Here is a 16,686-nt window from a genome sequence, read left to right as displayed (position 1 = left end):
ATGTAAGTGGGCTATATCGACTAAATAGGGCACTTCGACTAACTCATATAAAAAGACTTCGCATCAGGCGCGCCGCACCCACCGCCGCGCCCCAAAGAAGACGCCCACACCACCAACCACCGCACCCGCGCCAACGAGCCACCACCACCCCAAGCCGCTGCCGGCCCGAGGCACCGGCGCCGCGACCGCACCCCCAACAACCGGCGGCTCCGCAAGCCGCACAGCCGCCAAAACATCCAAAATCCCCGCCCCATACCGATCATCCCGAACAGCCCCCCGCATCGCAGCAGGCTTATCAGCGGTCGCCTCCAAAGCCGCAACAACCTCCGCAGCACTCCACCCCGGATGCGCACTCCGCACCAAAGCGGCCGCAGCAGAAACATAGGCGGTAGCCTCCGACGTCCCATCGGAATACCCCACCCGCCCCTGATTGTCGTCCCGCAGAATATGGACCCCTGGCGCCACCAACGCCACGTCAGCCCCCGTGTTCGACTGACTCCACACATTCCCCGAACTATCAATCGCCCCCACGCCGACCACGCCAGGCCACGCCGCTGGGTAGTACTGCTGCGAGGTTCCGTCGTTGCCGACAGCGGCAACGACGACAACATCGTGATTGAGAGCATCCTGGACCGCACGATGGATGTCGGCGTCAGCTTGTTCGTATCCCAAGGCCAAGTTGATCACAGAAGCCTTATGGGAAATGGCGAACTCGATTGCTGGGGCGAGACCAAAAGTCAGGCCGGCGCTAGACCCATCTGTGGCCCGCACTGGAAGAATGCTCGACTCGGGCGATAAGCCGAGTGTTCTCACCCCGGCGCCTCCAATAATCGATGCTTCACCAGTGCCGTGCCCATCTTCATCCTTATCGAGGCGGCCACTTCCAGTGCTGACGCCGGTTGAGTCTGAGAAGTCTGCACCAGAAAGAAGATTGACGGCGGTATCGGTATCTGGCTGGACGCCGGTATCTACGACTGCAACCTCAGTCCGTGCGCCGCGTGTAATTTCCCAAACCTTTTCGGCCTGAAGGTAGCGAAGGGCCCATTGGGTATCTGTTGACGCACTTGCAAGGTGTGCATGTGTTACGGAGAGGCCGATTACTAGGGACGCTCGGACCAGTCTGGACCGATAACTCCGTCTGCGGGTGCAGCGATTGTAGTGGATACCCATACGCTTTTTCGCTCTTTGAGGTATGCCGGACGAGGATTACGTTCTTCGCGCGTACGGTGTATAGAGCCCAAGCCGCTGAAGGGGGGAATCATTGCGGCGCTTTCGTCGTTAGCCGCTTCACGCTGCGATTGAGGCGTCTGTTGGGGTTTCGGTTGAGGTGGAACTGCGTCGCCGTTGGCTACTTGGGGCAGGAGGAAGTGCTCCTCAGCTGCAGATGTAGGCGCCCCCTCGCCAGTCGTATCAGTCGTTCGATGGAAGGGCTTTGCGGATTCGACGGTGGAAAGAGACTTTTGGTCGTTGGTCGCTTGTTCTTTGTGGATAGCATCATCGTCCGCGCGAGTTTGCCACCTGCTATTTGTGATTGTCCCTTCGTTGGAGGAGAACGCCGGTGCGGTCTCTTTGGCTGCGGTAAATGTCTCAGGGGTGGCTCCTAGTGCTTCAGCTTTCGCCTTTAGGGTGCCAGGGGGTGACTTGTGTGAAGCGGGGGCATCGACTAAGTCGAAGCTTCTGGGGGCATACCCTGTTTCTTTGCTTGCGCTGCTTTCTCTAGAGGCGGACTCGAAGCCATGGTCGCCAGCTTGAAGGGCTGTCAAAGACGCCGGCTTCCTGGAGGGCGTTTTCGGGGTTGTGTGATGTCTCAACGATTGATATCGATGTTCGCCGGGCTGCGGAAATTCGGCTACGGCTGACTGTGTTGTCGACGGGTGGCTCTTACTGGAATCTCCTGTAAAGTTGGATACATTTGATTCCTCGATAGGAGTAAATCCCTTATCGAATTTAAACCCGATACTTGAAAGCTGGGCGTGTGTTTCGATATACTGCGCGGCGATACCGTTGACCACCTGCACAGCTTGCTCGTGCGCCGCCTGATAGTTGGCGTCCTGTCGCGCCGCCTCGAGAGCCTCGAACGACGTCGCGGGGCGCTGCACCACGGCCGTGACGCCGGGCTCCGCTACGTCAGGTACGTTCATCATCTGATGCTGCTGCTCGGCAACCACTTGGGCGCATCGGCCGACAGCGGTGGCGGCCGCCAGGGCACTTCCGTGGAACTCCCGCGCCTCGGCTGCAGCACGCCCCAGCGTCGCCGCCGCCTGTTCCGCGGCTGCCCCCTTCCACCAGTTCGGCAAGTCTGCTTGTGCGTGCGAAAGGAGGTCCGCGACCTCGCCGACCCGGTCGGCCAGGGCGCGAAAGGACTCCGGCATCGCCTGCATACTCCCGACCTGCGGCGAAGCAGCCAGGCTCCGCAGCTCGTCGAGGGTGAAGCCTTCGTACGCGAACTGGGATTCGCTCACGGCATCCCCCCGCCCGAGCTGCTCAGGCTGCCCGAACCGCCAGCGCCCAGCCCACGCCCCACGCACCCCTCCGCTGCTCGCGTCGCGGCGGCGGCAGCGGCGGCTACCGCTTCGTCGGCGGCGGCGTAGGTGGCGCGGGTGCGCTCCGCGTAGGTGGTCATGGCGGTGATCGTTTCGTGGATGCGTTGGTACCAGGCTTGCAGGTGGCGGACTAAGTCTGTGTGGGTGTCGCCGAGGGGGGCGGCTTCGTTCAGCAGTCCATATACATATGTGGCGGCGTCGTTCTTTTCTGTGCGCCACGCCGCTGGGCCTGTGTGGAGTGTGGGGTCGATGGTGGGCCAGTGGTGGGCGTGGGGGGCGGAGAGGGTTGCTTCCAGGTCGGCTAGGGCTCGGCGGAGGGATGCCAGGTGGTCTAGGCAGGTGTGGAAGGTGGGGGTTGTGGTGGGTGTGGTTTTCATGGGGCGTGGGGCCTCCCCGGGTGGGGCTTTGGGATGGGGGTGGGGTTGGGGTGGTACCGTTGGCAGTCGGCCGCGAGTTGTGTGGTTCCCCGTGGAGTCGACCGGGGGCGCTCAGCGACCACAATCTTACGAGGAGTCACTGTGTCCCTGGACGCTGCTACGAAGAAGAAGATCGTTGAGGAGTACGGGACCGGGCCGAGCGACACGGGCTCCCCGGAGGTGCAGATCGCGCTGCTCACGTACCGGATCAACGAGCTCACCGAGCACCTGAAGTTCCACAAGCACGACCACCACAGCCGGCGGGGGCTGCTGCTTCTGGTGGGTCAGCGGCGGCGGCTGCAGGGGTACCTGCAGAAGACCGACATCGTGCGGTACCGCGCGCTGATCGAGAAGCTGGGGCTGCGGCGGTAGGTTCCGCTGGGTTGTTCGTAGCTTGAACAGGAGCGGTCCGTTCGTCACGGACCGCTCCTGTTGTGTACCCGGTGGGTGCTGGGCCGGACCAAGCTGACGACTTTTCCGGTTAGAGTGGGTACCGGAAAAGTTCCATACGTTTTAGGGAACTGAAGAGGCACTGCGCGACGTCGCTCGCGTCGAAGTGGCCGGTTGGGCGCCGATCTTCGGTAGTGGCCCTCGGGACGTTCTACGCCCGGGGGCTTCGATCGAAGACCGGGCCGCCACACGGCGGCGTGAGCCCCACGACAAACGCGTCCTCTTCAGTCCGCCGCATTCGAACTGAGGAGTACCTCTTGTCCGAGGGTGTTTTCACCACCGAGGCTGTGATCGACAACGGTCCGTTCGGTCAGCGCACCGTGCGCTTCGAGACGGGCCGGCTGGCCCGTCAGGCCGCCGGGTCTGTCGTGGCCTATCTGGACGAGGAGACGATGGTCCTTTCGGCGACCACCGCCTCCAAGTCTCCCAAGGACTCGCTCGACTTCTTCCCGTTGACGGTCGATGTCGAGGAGCGCATGTACGCCGTGGGTCGTATCCCCGGCTCCTTCTTCCGGCGGGAGGGCCGGCCCAGTGAGGACGCGATCCTCACCTGCCGGCTCATCGACCGGCCGCTGCGTCCGTCCTTCGCCAAGGGCCTGCGCAACGAGGTGCAGGTCGTGGCCACGGTCATGGCGCTGAACCCGGATCACCTGTACGACGTCGTGGCGATCAACGCCGCGTCGGCTTCGACCCAGCTGGCGGGTCTGCCGTTCTCCGGTCCCATCGGCGGCGTGCGCGTCGCGCTGATCCAGGACCGCTGGGTCGCCTTCCCGACCCACACCGAGCTCGCCGACGCCGTGTTCGACATGGTCGTGGCCGGCCGGGTGCTGGAGGACGGCGACGTCGCGATCATGATGGTCGAGGCCGAGGCCACCAGCGAGACCGTGGCCCTGGTCGCCGGCGGCTCCACCGCCCCGACCGAGGAGGTCGTCGCCGACGGCCTGGAGGCCGCCAAGCCCTTCATCAAGGCGCTGTGCGTGGCCCAGCAGCAGCTGGCCTCGCAGGCCGCCAAGGAGACCGCGGAATTCCCGCGCTTCCTGGACTACCAGGACGACGTGCTGGAGGCGGTGACCGCGACCGCCAAGACCGAGCTGGCCAACGCGCTGACCATCGCCGGCAAGCACGAGCGCGAGGAGGAGCTGGACCGCGTCAAGGCGCTGGTCGTGGAGAAGCTCGCGCAGCAGTTCGAGGGTCGCGAGAAGGAGATCGGCGGGGCGTTCCGCGCCCTGACCAAGAAGCTGGTGCGCGAGCGCATCATCCGTGACCAGGTGCGTATCGACGGCCGTGGCGTGCGGGACATCCGTCCGCTGAGCGCCGAGGTCGAGGTTGTGCCGCGGGTCCACGGCTCGGCGCTGTTCGAGCGGGGCGAGACCCAGATCCTGGGCATCACCACGCTGAACATGCTCCGGATGGAGCAGCAGCTGGACACGCTGAACCCCGAGACGCGCAAGCGCTACATGCACAACTACAACTTCCCGCCGTACTCCACCGGTGAGACCGGCCGCGTGGGTTCGCCCAAGCGCCGCGAGATCGGCCACGGCGCCCTCGCCGAGCGTGCGCTCGTCCCGGTGCTGCCGGCCCGCGAGGACTTCCCCTACGCGATCCGCCAGGTGTCCGAGGCGCTGAGCTCCAACGGCTCGACCTCGATGGGCTCGGTCTGCGCCTCGACCATGTCCCTGCTGAACGCCGGTGTGCCGCTGAAGGCCCCGGTCGCCGGTATCGCCATGGGCCTGGTCTCGGCCGAGATCGACGGCAAGACCGAGTACGTCGCGCTGACCGACATCCTCGGTGCCGAGGACGCGTTCGGCGACATGGACTTCAAGGTCGCCGGCACCAAGGACTTCGTCACCGCGCTGCAGCTGGACACCAAGCTGGACGGCATCCCGGCCTCGGTCCTGGCCGCCGCCCTGAAGCAGGCCAAGGACGCCCGCCTGCACATCCTGGACGTCATGATGGAGGCCATCGACGTCCCGGACGAGATGAGCGAGTTCGCTCCGCGCATCATCTCGGTGAAGATCCCGGTGGACAAGATCGGCGAGGTCATCGGCCCGAAGGGCAAGATGATCAACCAGATCCAGGAGGACACCGGCGCCGAGATCACGATCGAGGACGACGGGACCATCTACATCGGTGCGGCCAACGGCTCGGCCGCCGAGGCCGCGCGGGCCACGATCAACCAGATCGCGAACCCGACGATGCCGGAGGTCGGCGAGCGCTACCTGGGCACCGTGGTGAAGACCACGACGTTCGGCGCGTTCGTCTCGCTGATGCCGGGCCGCGACGGCCTGCTGCACGTCTCCCAGCTCAAGAAGCTGGCCGGCGGCAAGCGGGTGGAGAACGTCGAGGACGTCATCAAGGTCGGCGACAAGGTGCAGGTGGAGATCGCCGAGATCGACTCCCGCGGCAAGCTCTCGCTGATCCCGGTGCTGCCGGACGCCGAGGGCTCCGAGGCCAAGGCCGAGGCCAAGGCGGAGTAATCCTCTTGAACCCGGCTGAGACCCTGATCGCCGGGCAGAACGGCAGCGGCACTGTGCGCCGCACCGTCCTGCCCGGCGGTTTGCGCGTGGTCACGGAGACCATGCCATCCGTTCGGTCTGTGACGTTCGGCATCTGGACCGGCATCGGCTCGCGCGACGAGCACGCCGAGGAGTCCGGCGCCACGCACTACCTGGAGCACCTGCTCTTCAAGGGCACGGCGAAGCGGTCGGCGCTGGACATCTCGGCGGCGATCGACGCGGTCGGCGGCGAGATGAACGCCTTCACCGCCAAGGAGTACACGTGCTATTACGCGCGCGTGCTCGACACCGACCTGCCGCTGGCCATCGACGTGATCTGCGACCTGGTCACCTCCGCGCTCATCCGCCCCGAGGACGTCGCCTCCGAGCGCAACGTCATCCTCGAGGAGATGGCGATGACCGAGGACGAGCCGGCCGACCAGATCCACGACGAGTTCGCCTACGCGCTGCTCGGCGACTCCCCGCTCGGCCGGCCGATCCTGGGCTCGGCGGAGTCGGTCAACGCCCTGACCCGGGACGCGATCGCCGAGTACTACCACTCCCACTACACCGACGACCACCTGGTGGTCTCGGCGGCCGGCAATCTGGACCACGACGTGGTGGTGGCCCTGGTGGACGCGGCGTTCGCCCAGGCCCGCGGGGTCCGGGACGCCGACCGGCAGCCGGTCGTGCCGCGCATCGGCGGCGACTGCGGGGCCGCGCACTCGGGCCTGCGCCTGGTGTCCAAGCAGACCGAGCAGACGCACGTCGTGCTCGGCGTGCCGGGCGTGGCCCGCAACGACCGCCGCCGCTACCCGCTGGGCATCCTGTCCACCATCCTCGGCGGCGGCATGTCCTCACGGCTGTTCCAGGAGGTCCGGGAGAAGCGCGGACTGGCCTACTCGGTCTACAGCTTCTCCTCGCACCACGCCGACTGCGGCATGTTCGGGGTGTACGCCGGCTGCCAGCCGGAGAACTTCACCGAGGTGCTGAAGATCTGCCGCGACGAGGTCGCCAAGGTCGCCGACGGCGGCGTCACCGAGGAGGAGCTGCGCCGGGGCATCGGCCAGGTGCGCGGCTCCACGGTGCTCTCGCTGGAGGACACCGGGTCGCAGATGACCCGGATCGGGAAGAACGAACTCGTCTACGGCGAGCACCTCACCATCGAGGAGCTGCTGGGGCGGGTCGAGTCGGTGACGCTGCAGGACGTCAAGGAGGTCGCCGAGGAGTTCCTGCGGCGGCCCCCGGCGATCGCGGTCATCGGCGACTACCAGGACGCTTCATCGTTCGAAGGGGCACTGGCATGACAGCCGCTCTGGGGCAGTCGGTCGTGAAGGTCGCGGTGTTCGGGGCGGCCGGCCGGATGGGGCAGGCCGTCTGCCGTGCCGTGCTGGACGCGCCGGGCCTGGACCTGGTCGCGCAGATCGACGTCGACGACGACCCGCAGCGCGCGGTCGAGGCCGGCGCCGAGATCGCGGTCGACTTCACCCACCCCGGCGTGACCATGCAGAACATCGAGTTCTGCGTCCGGAACGGGATCAACGTCGTGGTCGGCACCTCGGGCTTCGACGAGGCCCGGCAGGAGCAGGTCCGCGCGCTGCTGCACGGGACTGACGTGCGCGTCCTGGTCGCCCCGAACTTCTCCATCGGCGCGGTGCTGATGATGCGGTTCGCGGCCACCGCGGCGCCGTACTTCGAGAGCGTGGAGATCGTCGAGCTGCACCACCCGGACAAGGTCGACGCGCCCTCGGGCACCGCGACCCGCACCGCGGAGCTGGTCGCCGAGGCCCGTGCCGCGGCCGGCAGCGCGCCGATGCCCGACGCGACGAAGACCGGCCTCGAGGGTGCTCGGGGCGCAGCGGTCGAGAGCATCCCGGTGCACTCGATCCGGCTGCGCGGCCTGATCGCGCACCAGGAGGTCCTGCTCGGCACCGTCGGGGAGACCCTGACCATCCGGCACGACTCGCTGGACCGCGCCTCGTTCATGCCGGGCGTGGTGCTGGCCTGCAAGAAGACCGGTACGCTGCCGGCCGGCCTGACCGTCGGCCTGGACGCGTTGCTGGACCTTTAGATCGCAAAGACCCCGATAGGCACACCGCTCATGCGCAACCGCACCACGGCCCTGATCCTGGTCGTCATCCTGTGTTTCTACCTGCTGCTGGCCGTCCAGCGCGGGGTGTGGCTGGTGGCGACCGGCAAGCCGGTGCTGGTGCTGTTCGGGATCGGCGTGCTGATGCTGCCGGTGGTGGGTGTCTGGTTCGTGGTCACCGAGGTGCGGATGGGCAACGCCTCTTCGCGCCTCGGGACCCGGCTGGAGGCCGAGGGCCTGTGGCCCACGGAGGAGATCCCGCGGCGGCCCTCCGGCCGGCCCGATCTGAAGGCCGCCGACGAGATCTTCGAGCAGCGCAAGGCCGAGGTCGAGGCTGATCCGGAGAACTGGCGGGGCTGGTACCGGCTGTCCCTGGCGTACAACGACGCGCGAGACCGGTCCCGCGCGCGCAAGGCGTTGCGGAAGGCCATCGAGCTGGACCGGCTGCAGGCGCAGGGCTGAAACGCCCGCCGGTTCCGGCGCATCCGCACGGCCCCGAAGATCATCGCACTCCGTAACGCCGGTGTCTCGATCCGGTAACGGTCGCAACGGCCGTGGAAATCCACCTCGTCCTGTCTCCCGGCGGCCGGCGTTCGCCGACCGCGTGACACGGGGAGGCGGACATGCGAAGACATTTGGCAGCGCTCGGGGCGATCGCTCTGGTCGTGGCCGGGATGGCGGCGCCCGCGGCGGCGACGGCGGCGGAACCGCTCGCGGGATACTACGGACAACGGCTGGATTGGCAGCCGTGTGCGGGGATCCCGGGGTTCGAGTGCGCGACCTTCGTCGTGCCGCGCGACTACGGGCGGCCCGGAGCGGGGGACTTCCGGCTTCCGGTGATCAAGAAGCCGGCCGGCGATCCGGCCCATCGTGTCGGGAGCCTGATCCTCGACCCGGGCGGGCCCGGCGATTCAGGGCTGACGGACCTGCCGGGGGACGTGTCGTCGATGGGCGCGTCGGTGCAGGCGGACTTCGACGTGGTCTCGTGGGACCGGCGCGGGATCGAGGGCAGTGACCCCACGTTGACCTGCGGGGACACCGCGGCGATCGATGCCTTCACGCATCTGGATCCCGCGCCGTCCACGCAACGGGGCGTCTCGGCCCTGGTCGCGGCCGGGCGGGAGCTCACGGCGGGCTGCCGCGCCAACTCGGCGCCCGGTCTGCTGGGTCAGCTCGGGTCGGTCGCGAACGCTCGGGACATGGACATCCTGCGGGCGCTGCTCGGCGACAGCAAGATGAACTACTTCGGCTACTCCTACGGCTCCTACCAGGGGCTCATCTATGCCGAGATGTTCCCGGACCGCATCAGGACCATGACGCTCGACGGCATCTTCGACCCGTCTCTCACCGCTACCCAGGCTACGGTGCAAGGCGCGGTGTCCGAGGAGAGTGAACTCCAGCATTACGCCGACGTCTGCAACACGACTGCCGGCGTCACCTGTCCGGCTCCGACCTCGGCCGGCATCATGGCCTTGATCGACAAGCTCCAGCAGCAGGTGAAGACGGCGCCGCTGCCGGCTCAGGGCACCACGCGCACGGTGGGCCCGGCCGAGTTGGCGTCGGCATTGCGCCTCAACTCTGTAGCGCCGGGAGCCTTTTACGCGCTCACCAGTCCCGCGCTCTCGGCCGCCGCCAATGGAGACGGAACTCAGATCCTGGGCCTGGCAGACCTGTGGAACAGCCGCACTCTGGGAGCGTCCGGATCGTCTGGAGCCGCGACCGGCTACGCCGCCGGGTTCCAAGACAACGTCGCGCTGTTCTGCACCGATCGGCCGTGGCCGAGCGGAACGGCCGGCTACCGATCGCTCCTGGCTGCCTCTGAAGCCGCGTCGCCGCACCTCGGCGCCGAGCGCGCGACGATGGCGTTGCCCTGTGGGTCCTGGCCGACCACCGATCTCCCGCATGTCGTCCGGGCCCCCGGCGCGCCGCCGATCCTGGTGGTCTCCTCGATCGGCGACCCGATCACGCCCTACCAGTGGGGTGTCCATGTCGCGAACTCCTTGGCGAACGGAGTCCTTCTCACGTCGGAGTCGCATGGCCACACCGCTTATGGCGGCAACGGATCGCCATGTCTGGACGCGCACGTCGACGACTACATCGTCAACGCGGCGCCGCCGGCTCCGGGGACAGCCTGCTGATCGGCGCGGCGTGAGCCCATCGTCCCGTGGAGTTCGCGGGCCCGCGCCGGAGTGACGATCGCCGAGTCCTGCGGTGGCGCTGATCTGTAGTGCTGCCGCAGGACTTTGCCGGTGACCGGGGCGACCGGAGCGATGACTGTGATCCCGACGCGCGGCACCTTAGCGATACGCGTTCCTATGCGGATGAACGGTCGCGCTATACGGATGCCGAAGTCTATGAGCCGCCACTGGTGGAAACCGCCTGTGCGACGCATCCAGGTAGGCAGCGAATGGATGCTCAGGATCGCCGTGAAACGGGATGCGGCCCAGATGCGGAAGCCCACCTTCTTGAAGGGCGGGTAGAGCAGATAGTGCATCCCGCGGTGCGCACGCTCTGAGGAACACAGCTGAGGTCGCACCTTCTCGAAGTACGCCTTCACTTCTTCCCGATTGCGCGGGACGTCTGCGGGATCGCAGGTCTGGAGCTCGGCGGCGACGCGACACTCGGCCCAGTAACGGTCCTCGTCGGCTTTGGACAAGCGGCCGGGACCATAGAGCTCGTAACACTTCAGGACGCTGTGCCATCCCGTTATGTGAATCCACAGCTGGGACTCCGGGTTGTTGGCGCTGTAGCGTTTCCCCGCTATGGGCTCCACGCCTGTGGTCTTAGCGTGGACACGCATCAGGAATTCGGCGGCCTGAATCACGGTGCGGCTGTCGCCGACGGCCACTGTGAGGAAGTAGGCGAGCGTCTGGTCGAGGCGGCCGTGCGGGTCCTCATAGATGCCGCCGCTGTCGGCGACCGCGGCGGCCAGCGGGGGATCGAAGTGCTCGAGTACCACGGCGCGCTGGAATCCGATCAGCGAGGTCGGCGACGTCCAGACCTTCCAGCTCACCGAGTCCGGGCCGAAGAAGCCGTTGTCGAGGCTGCGCAGCGGTCCGCGGTCGGGGGAGACGGGGACGTCCTCGGCGCTGGGGTGGGGCATCGGGTGTGCCTCCTTATACAGTGGACGCCGGGAATTACTACCGGCGCGTAGCAATATGCTACGCGGGCGTAGCTTTGTAAAGGGGCCGGGTGTGGCGACGGAGAACGGACGGCGGCGGCGCGAGTACGCGCCGCGGGTGCCGATCGAGCAGCGTCGCAGGGAGTTGCTGGACGCCGCGCTGCGCATCGTGGTCCGGGACGGCCACGCCGCGGTGACGATGGAGGCGGTGGCGGCAGCTGCCGGGGTCACCAAGCCTGTGGTCTACGGAGTGTTCCCGAACAGGGAGACGCTGCTGGGGGAACTCCTTAAGCGCGAGCAGCAGGCGGCGTTGGAGCAGTTGGTGGGCCTGCTGCCGGCGCTGCGCAAGGGATTGAAGGCCGGAGCGCATCCGGCCGATGTCCTGGCCGACGCGCTCGACGGCTTCCTGGCGGCGGTCCGGGAGGCGCCGGAGCGGTGGTCCTGCGTCGTGCTGCCGATGGCCGACATGCCGCCGCAGTTCAACGCGGCACGGGAAGAGGCGCGGGGACTGGTGCTGGCCTCGGCGGAGGAGCTGGGCCGCTGGATCACGCAAACCTTCGACGCTCCGGCCGATCTCGATCCGGAGCTGATCGCGCACACCGTGGTGACGCTCGCGGAGATGGCCGCGCGGCTGGTGCTCACCGATCCGGGGAGGTACGAGCCGACCCGGTTCGTGAAGGGATTGCGGGCGGCGGTGGGGCTGGTGCGCTAGATCTGTACTGGTTGCTGAATCTGTACTGGCTACTGATCCCGTGACGGCTTAAATCTGCGCCGCATTCGACGGCCAGTGCCGGTCGCGCCAGTCCTGGAGGAAGTCCTCGATCCGCGCCGCGGCCTCGTCCCGCTGCGTCAGCAGGAAGAACATGTGGCCGCCGCGGAAGAACTCGATCTCGGAGTCGCGGATGCCGACCCGCGTGGCCAGCGCCGCGGCCGGCCGCACGCTGCGGTCGCGCCGTCCGTGCAGGATCAGCGTGGGCGCCTCGATGGCGTCCAGCTGGTCGGCGCCGTCGTACGAGGTGCTGGCGGCGACCTGACGCTGGTACGCGTAGTGCGGCTGCCGCTGCACCGCTCCCGCCCCGGGTATCAGGTGCAGGCGTTTCGCGAGCCCCAGGATCCGGGCCGGCAGCGACATCCGCAATCGGCCGGTCCCGGTCGCCGCGGTGGAGACCAGCACCAGGCGGTCTACGCGGTCGGGGCGGCCGGCGGCCAGCTCGATGGCGATCCGGCCGCCCATCGACACCCCGACGACGTGGGCGCGGGACAGGCTCAGCGCGTCCATCAACGCGTCCACGTCCCCGGCCATCATCGGGATCGAATACGGGACGTCCGGCTTGTCGCTGCGGCCGGCGCCGCGGTTGTCGAAGGTGAGGACTCGGAAGGTGCGCGCCAGCCGCTCGGTGAAGGGTGCGAACACGGTGAGGTCCACACCGAGGCCGCCGATCAACACCAGGGGCGGGCCGTCGCCGTGGATCTCGTAGTAGACGTCGATGTCGCGGACTCGAACCGATGGCACCCAGCCAGGATAGGCCTGTGGCGGGTCGCTGACCTGAGAAAACGGTCCCGAATCGGTTTCCCCCGGGGATCGGTGTCAGATGACGGCGGTCGCCTCCACCTCGATCAGCGCCTCCGGCACGAACAGCGACGAGACCTCGACCGTGGTGCTGGTCGGCGCGGGCAGGCCCTGGAAGCACTCGTTGCGGGCCTCGCCGTACTCGCGGATGTGGGAGATGTCGGTCAGGAACGTCCGGAGGCTGACGACGTCCGCGAGGGTCGCCCCGTGCGCGGCCAGCACCTGGCCGATCAGCTCCATGACACGGCGGGTCTGGGCGCGCAGGTCGCCGGCGCCGACGATCTGGTGGTCGTCGTCCCAGGCCACCTGGCCGGCCAGCATCAGCAGGGTGCGCTCGCCGAGCGGGATCACGGCGACGTTGGAGAAGGCCTTGCGCGGCGAGCTCGGGACGCCGGCGGGGTTGTCGAGAGTGAAAGCGGTCATGCGGCGAAACTAAGGCGGTGAGCCGGGATGCCAGAAGCGATTTGTTCGCATCAGATCCATGCCGGACTAGCATGCCGGACTAGCATGACGGGCCATGGACACCGCGTTGCTCGAAGTATTCCTGGAGGTCGCGCGGCGTGAGTCGTTCACCGCGGCGGCCGGTTCGCTCGGCTATACGCAGTCGGCGATATCGCGTCAGATAGCCGTGCTGGAGGCGTCCGTCGGCGCGCCCTTGTTCGACCGGCTCCCACGGGGCGTACGACTGACGGAGGAGGGCCGGGCCTTGGTGCCGCACGCGACGGCCGTCGTAGGCCGTCTGCGGGCCGCTGTGGCCGATGTACGGGCCGTCCGGACGCTGGGCGGCGGCGGCCTCCGGCTCGGCGCGATCCCGACCGCCGACATGGCCCTGATCCCGCGGGCCGTCGCGGAGTTCCGCCGGGTGCATCCGGCGGTGGTCGTCACGCACATCGAAGGGCTGACCCGGGGGCTGGTCGTGGACATCCGCGAAGGGGATCTGGACCTGGCGGTGATCGGGACGGCCCAGCCCGAGCCGGCCTTCGACGGGGTGCGCCTGCGCAAGCTGATGGACGATCCGTTGTCGGTGGCCCTGCCGCTCGGCCACCGGCTCGCCGGCCGGGACATGCTCTCGCTGGCCGATCTCGAGGGCGAGAACTGGATCGCCGGCCAGCCGCGTTCGCAGGACACGCTGATCGCCGGGGTGCAGGACGGGGGATTCCAGCCGCTGATCCCTTACGTGGTCCTGGAATGGTCGGCCAAGCAGGGCTTCGTGGCGGCCGGGCTCGGCGTCACGCTGGTCCCGGCGCTGGCCGCCGCGTCGGTGCGGCCGGACGTGGTCGTGGTGGCGCTGGATCCGCGGGAGGTCGCGCCGCGGTCGGTGTTCGCCGCGACTCCCGAGGGCGTGGCGGACAGCGCGGCGGTGACGGGGTTCCTGGAGCTGCTGGCCGGTGATTGATGACAGGTACAGATCGGTGACAGGTCCGGAACCCGCCGGTGTAAGGGGCGGCCGCCGCCGACGATTGAGGCATGCACACAGTTCCAGGCATCAAAGTCCTTTACTTCGGAACCCCTGTCGTCCTGATCACGACCCGCAACGAGGACGGCACCCCCAATATCGCCCCCATGTCCTCGGCCTGGTGGCTCAACGGAAACGCCGTGCTGGGGCTGGGGAACGCCTCGCAGACCTCGGCCAACATCGCCCGCGAGGGCGAGTGCGTCCTGAACCTGCCGTCCTCCGACATGGTCGAGTACGTCGACCGCATCGCGATGACCACCGCCCGCAAGGAGATCTCGGCGTACCGCGTCGAGCAGGGCTACCGCACCGAGCGGGACAAGTTCGGACTGGCCGGGTTGACCGAACAGCCCTCCGAACTGGTCTCCCCGCCTCGGATCCTGGAGTGCCCGATCCAGATGGAATGCCGGCTGACCGCCGTGCATCCGGTCGGGGGTGAGAACAGCCTGAGCGCCTTCGAGGTCGAAGTGCTCCGCACCCATGTCGAGGAGAAGCTGGTCATCCCGGGGACGCACTACATCGACCCGGAGGCGTGGGACCCGCTGATCATGAAGTTCTGCGAGTTCTTCGGCGGCGGGCAGCCGGTGCACTCCTCGCGGCTGGCGGCCGGCTGGAACATGCCGCACACTCTGCGGAACCTTCCGGTGACGGACGGTGCCGACGGCGTGGCAGAACCCGCGCTCAGTGGGTCAGTGTCAGCTTGATCGCCAGGCCCGGGAGCAGCAGTCCGAACGCGCTGAAGGCCAGTGGGCCGTGCGCGCCGCAGTGCAGCCGCCGGGTCCCGCCCTCGCGGACGTCCACCGAGACCTTCGCGGAGTACATGCCGTCCAGGGAGAGCTCCACCAGGTGGACACCGGGCTCGACGACGAACTCGGCGGTGCCGTTCTGCGCCAGCCGGCCGACCGCGACGCCGTCGATCCAGACCCGGTAGGGCCGCGGGCGCAGCTGGAATCCGCTGCGGCGGGTGAGGGTTATCGTCCCGGACATGCGCAACCTGCTTAATTCGGACATCGGGGTTGCAAGGAGCATAAGCACGAGGGCGGCACCGGGATCCGGTGCCGCCCTCGGCCGTTATGCGATCGTCGCCTACTTAGGATGCCGCCGCCGCCGCGAAGCGTGACATGGCGTGCTCCACCAGGCGGATCAGGGTCAGCTTGGTGGACTCCCGGCTGCGGGCGTCGCAGGTGACGACCGGCACATCCGGCGGGATCGAGAGCGCCTCGCGGACGTCGGCGACCTCGTGGGTGAGCATGCCGTCGAAGCAGTTCACGCCGACGATGTAGGGCAGGCCCGCGTCCTCGAAGTAGTCGATGGCCGAGAAGCAGTCCGCCAGCCGGCGGGTGTCCACCAGCACCACCGCGCCGATGGCGCCGCGGCACAGGTCGTCCCACATGAACCAGAAGCGGTTCTGGCCCGGGGTGCCGAACAGGTACAGGATCAGCTCGCGGTCCAGGGAGACGCGCCCGAAGTCCATGGCCACCGTGGTCGTGACCTTGCCGGGCACGACCGTCAGGTCGTCCACGCCCTCGGAGGCGGCGGTCATCACGGCCTCGGTGGTCAGGGGGGCGATCTCCGAGACCGCGCCGACGAAGGTGGTCTTGCCGACGCCGAAGCCGCCGGCGACGACGATCTTCACCGACGTGGTCGGGCCCACCGCGGGCTGCGGCTCGGGAGCCTGTCCGTAAGGGGAGTAGTTCACTGCACGGCCTCCTTTCTACAGATTGCGGAGCCCTATGAGGACTCGTTCGAGAAGCGCGAGGTTGGGCTGGCCGCTGTCGGACTCGCCAGGCTGCTGGATCGTGACCAGGCCCGCGTCCGACATGTCGCCCAACAGCACCCTGACCACCCCCAGCGGCATCCGCATCAGCGCCGCGACCTCGGCGACCGACTTCAGCTCGACGCACAGCTCGCAGATGCGCTGGTGCTCCGGCTCCCGGCCGGGCAGGCGCGATCGTCCGTTGTCCGTCGTGGATACCAACGCCTCGATGGGCAATTGGTAACGGGCCCGCGTGCGGCCCCGGGTCAGCGCGTATGGGCGGACGAGGGGCGAGGAATCGTGCGCGCTGCTCACGGCCGCGTGCTCCTGTCGCTCGTCACAGCAGGGGGAAGGGGGGTCACCGGGCGTCCTCTCAGCGCGGCAGCGACGACTGGAGCTCGGCGCGCAGCGCCGGCGTCAGGACGTCGCCGGCGCGTTCGACGAGCAGGGCCATTTCATAGCCGATCAGGCCCATGTCGCAATCCGAGGAAGCGAGTACGGCAAGAGCGGAACCGTCGGATATGGCCATCACGAACAGGAAACCACGGACCATCTCCACGACGGTCTGGGTCACGGCGCCGCCCTCGAAGATGCGGGCGGCGCCCTGGGTCAGCGACGACAGGCCGCTGGCCACGGCCGCCAGCTGGTCGGCGCGGTCGCGGGGGAATCCGTCGGAAACCGCCAGAAGCAGGCCGTCGGAGGAGACCACCACCGTGTGCGCGACCCCCGGTACGCGGTCCACGAAGTTGGTGATCAGCCAGTTGAGATTCCTGGCGGCTTGGGTCAGGTTGGG

The 16,686-nt window shown here is 67.9% G+C and carries 19 protein-coding genes; 9 read left to right on the top strand and 10 right to left on the bottom strand.

Going from position 1 to position 16,686, the window contains the following annotated elements; all coding sequences use genetic code 11:
- Window positions 1-63 precede the first annotated feature (63 nt).
- The 3 genes from ABH926_RS01455 to ABH926_RS01445 are packed head-to-tail and all read right to left on the bottom strand — an operon-like array spanning window position 64 to window position 2,623.
- A complete protein-coding gene (locus ABH926_RS01455; RefSeq protein WP_370363384.1) occupies window positions 64-1,170 on the bottom strand; it encodes a S8 family serine peptidase in 1,107 nt (368 codons plus the stop codon).
- Window positions 1,101-2,462 carry a hypothetical protein gene (locus ABH926_RS01450; RefSeq protein WP_370363383.1) on the bottom strand — a complete coding sequence of 454 codons (1,362 nt, stop codon included), beginning with the start codon at window positions 2,460-2,462 and terminating at the stop codon, window positions 1,101-1,103. The genes ABH926_RS01455 and ABH926_RS01450 overlap by 70 nt, the downstream gene beginning before the upstream one ends.
- Window positions 2,459-2,623: a hypothetical protein gene (locus tag ABH926_RS01445; RefSeq protein WP_370363382.1), complete on the bottom strand. Its 165-nt coding sequence runs from the start codon at window positions 2,621-2,623 to the stop codon at window positions 2,459-2,461. Before ABH926_RS01445 ends, ABH926_RS01450 begins: the two co-directional genes overlap by 4 nt.
- Before the next feature lie 438 nt (window positions 2,624-3,061).
- Here ABH926_RS01445 and rpsO point away from each other — a divergent pair, with 438 nt between their 5' ends.
- The 6 genes from rpsO to ABH926_RS01415 all read left to right on the top strand — a co-directional run bounded on the left by rpsO (window position 3,062) and on the right by ABH926_RS01415 (window position 10,131).
- Window positions 3,062-3,331, top strand: coding sequence for a 30S ribosomal protein S15 (gene rpsO, locus ABH926_RS01440; RefSeq protein WP_370363381.1), 270 nt, complete (start codon window positions 3,062-3,064; stop codon window positions 3,329-3,331).
- Between the two features lie 335 nt (window positions 3,332-3,666).
- Entirely contained in the window at window positions 3,667-5,886 is a 2,220-nt protein-coding gene (locus ABH926_RS01435; protein ID WP_370363380.1) for a polyribonucleotide nucleotidyltransferase, read from the top strand.
- A gap of 5 nt (window positions 5,887-5,891) precedes the next feature.
- Window positions 5,892-7,211 (top strand): M16 family metallopeptidase, encoded by a 1,320-nt coding sequence (locus ABH926_RS01430; protein WP_370363379.1) that lies wholly within the window; start codon window positions 5,892-5,894, stop codon window positions 7,209-7,211.
- Window positions 7,208-7,975, top strand: coding sequence for a 4-hydroxy-tetrahydrodipicolinate reductase (gene dapB / locus ABH926_RS01425; RefSeq protein WP_370363378.1), 768 nt, complete (start codon window positions 7,208-7,210; stop codon window positions 7,973-7,975). Before ABH926_RS01430 ends, dapB begins: the two co-directional genes overlap by 4 nt.
- Before the next feature lie 30 nt (window positions 7,976-8,005).
- Window positions 8,006-8,455 (top strand): hypothetical protein, encoded by a 450-nt coding sequence (locus ABH926_RS01420; RefSeq protein WP_370363377.1) that lies wholly within the window; start codon window positions 8,006-8,008, stop codon window positions 8,453-8,455.
- 161 nt (window positions 8,456-8,616) lie between these two features.
- The gene (locus ABH926_RS01415; protein WP_370363376.1) at window positions 8,617-10,131 is read left to right on the top strand and encodes an alpha/beta hydrolase; all 1,515 of its coding nucleotides are present in this window, start codon (window positions 8,617-8,619) and stop codon (window positions 10,129-10,131) included.
- Here the strand turns inward: ABH926_RS01415 and ABH926_RS01410 are convergent.
- Window positions 10,086-11,096 carry an oxygenase MpaB family protein gene (locus tag ABH926_RS01410; RefSeq protein WP_370363375.1) on the bottom strand — a complete coding sequence of 337 codons (1,011 nt, stop codon included), beginning with the start codon at window positions 11,094-11,096 and terminating at the stop codon, window positions 10,086-10,088. The genes ABH926_RS01415 and ABH926_RS01410 overlap by 46 nt on opposite strands.
- Before the next feature lie 91 nt (window positions 11,097-11,187).
- On the opposite strand from ABH926_RS01410, the gene ABH926_RS01405 reads away from it, so the two are divergent.
- A complete protein-coding gene (locus ABH926_RS01405) occupies window positions 11,188-11,826 on the top strand; it encodes a TetR/AcrR family transcriptional regulator (protein WP_370363374.1) in 639 nt (212 codons plus the stop codon).
- Window positions 11,827-11,874: 48 nt separating this feature from the next.
- Here the strand turns inward: ABH926_RS01405 and ABH926_RS01400 are convergent, their stop codons facing one another.
- The gene (locus ABH926_RS01400) at window positions 11,875-12,627 is read right to left on the bottom strand and encodes an alpha/beta fold hydrolase (protein ID WP_370363373.1); all 753 of its coding nucleotides are present in this window, start codon (window positions 12,625-12,627) and stop codon (window positions 11,875-11,877) included.
- Between the two features lie 75 nt (window positions 12,628-12,702).
- Window positions 12,703-13,107: a RidA family protein gene (locus ABH926_RS01395; RefSeq protein ID WP_370363372.1), complete on the bottom strand. Its 405-nt coding sequence runs from the start codon at window positions 13,105-13,107 to the stop codon at window positions 12,703-12,705.
- 94 nt (window positions 13,108-13,201) lie between these two features.
- Here ABH926_RS01395 and ABH926_RS01390 point away from each other — a divergent pair, with 94 nt between their 5' ends.
- Together ABH926_RS01390 and ABH926_RS01385 are read left to right on the top strand one after the other, a co-directional pair.
- Window positions 13,202-14,080, top strand: a complete 879-nt coding sequence (locus ABH926_RS01390) for a LysR family transcriptional regulator (RefSeq protein ID WP_370363371.1) — start codon at window positions 13,202-13,204, stop codon at window positions 14,078-14,080.
- Window positions 14,081-14,151: 71 nt separating this feature from the next.
- Complete coding sequence (locus ABH926_RS01385) at window positions 14,152-14,841, top strand: flavin reductase family protein (protein ID WP_370363370.1); 690 nt, start codon at window positions 14,152-14,154, stop codon at window positions 14,839-14,841.
- Here ABH926_RS01385 and ABH926_RS01380 read toward each other — a convergent pair.
- From ABH926_RS01380 to ABH926_RS01365, 4 genes are all read right to left on the bottom strand, one after another.
- Complete coding sequence (locus tag ABH926_RS01380) at window positions 14,819-15,124, bottom strand: hypothetical protein (protein ID WP_370363369.1); 306 nt, start codon at window positions 15,122-15,124, stop codon at window positions 14,819-14,821. The genes ABH926_RS01385 and ABH926_RS01380 overlap by 23 nt on opposite strands.
- A gap of 103 nt (window positions 15,125-15,227) precedes the next feature.
- Entirely contained in the window at window positions 15,228-15,836 is a 609-nt protein-coding gene (locus tag ABH926_RS01375) for an ATP/GTP-binding protein (RefSeq protein ID WP_194897899.1), read from the bottom strand.
- Window positions 15,837-15,851: 15 nt separating this feature from the next.
- Window positions 15,852-16,208, bottom strand: coding sequence for a DUF742 domain-containing protein (locus ABH926_RS01370; protein ID WP_370338016.1), 357 nt, complete (start codon window positions 16,206-16,208; stop codon window positions 15,852-15,854).
- A gap of 58 nt (window positions 16,209-16,266) precedes the next feature.
- Entirely contained in the window at window positions 16,267-16,680 is a 414-nt protein-coding gene (locus ABH926_RS01365; RefSeq protein ID WP_041543529.1) for a roadblock/LC7 domain-containing protein, read from the bottom strand.
- Window positions 16,681-16,686: the final 6 nt, after the last annotated feature.

The organism is Catenulispora sp. GP43 (genome assembly GCF_041260665.1).
Lineage (GTDB): Bacteria > Actinomycetota > Actinomycetes > Streptomycetales > Catenulisporaceae > Catenulispora.
This window is presented reverse-complemented; position numbering and strand designations above follow the sequence as displayed.

Excerpts from the sequence above, each read along its gene's own strand:
- ABH926_RS01415 (WP_370363376.1), top strand. The coding sequence starts at position 8,617 with ATGCGAAGACATTTGGCAGCGCTCGGGGCGATCGCTCTGGTCGTGGCC.
- ABH926_RS01380 (WP_370363369.1), bottom strand. The coding sequence starts at position 15,124 with ATGTCCGGGACGATAACCCTCACCCGCCGCAGCGGATTCCAGCTGCGC.
- ABH926_RS01385 (WP_370363370.1), top strand. The coding sequence starts at position 14,152 with ATGCACACAGTTCCAGGCATCAAAGTCCTTTACTTCGGAACCCCTGTC.
- ABH926_RS01420 (WP_370363377.1), top strand. The coding sequence starts at position 8,006 with ATGCGCAACCGCACCACGGCCCTGATCCTGGTCGTCATCCTGTGTTTC.
- dapB (WP_370363378.1), top strand. The coding sequence starts at position 7,208 with ATGACAGCCGCTCTGGGGCAGTCGGTCGTGAAGGTCGCGGTGTTCGGG.
- ABH926_RS01455 (WP_370363384.1), bottom strand. The coding sequence starts at position 1,170 with ATGGGTATCCACTACAATCGCTGCACCCGCAGACGGAGTTATCGGTCC.
- ABH926_RS01410 (WP_370363375.1), bottom strand. The coding sequence starts at position 11,096 with ATGCCCCACCCCAGCGCCGAGGACGTCCCCGTCTCCCCCGACCGCGGA.
- ABH926_RS01390 (WP_370363371.1), top strand. The coding sequence starts at position 13,202 with ATGGACACCGCGTTGCTCGAAGTATTCCTGGAGGTCGCGCGGCGTGAG.
- ABH926_RS01395 (WP_370363372.1), bottom strand. The coding sequence starts at position 13,107 with ATGACCGCTTTCACTCTCGACAACCCCGCCGGCGTCCCGAGCTCGCCG.
- ABH926_RS01445 (WP_370363382.1), bottom strand. The coding sequence starts at position 2,623 with ATGACCACCTACGCGGAGCGCACCCGCGCCACCTACGCCGCCGCCGAC.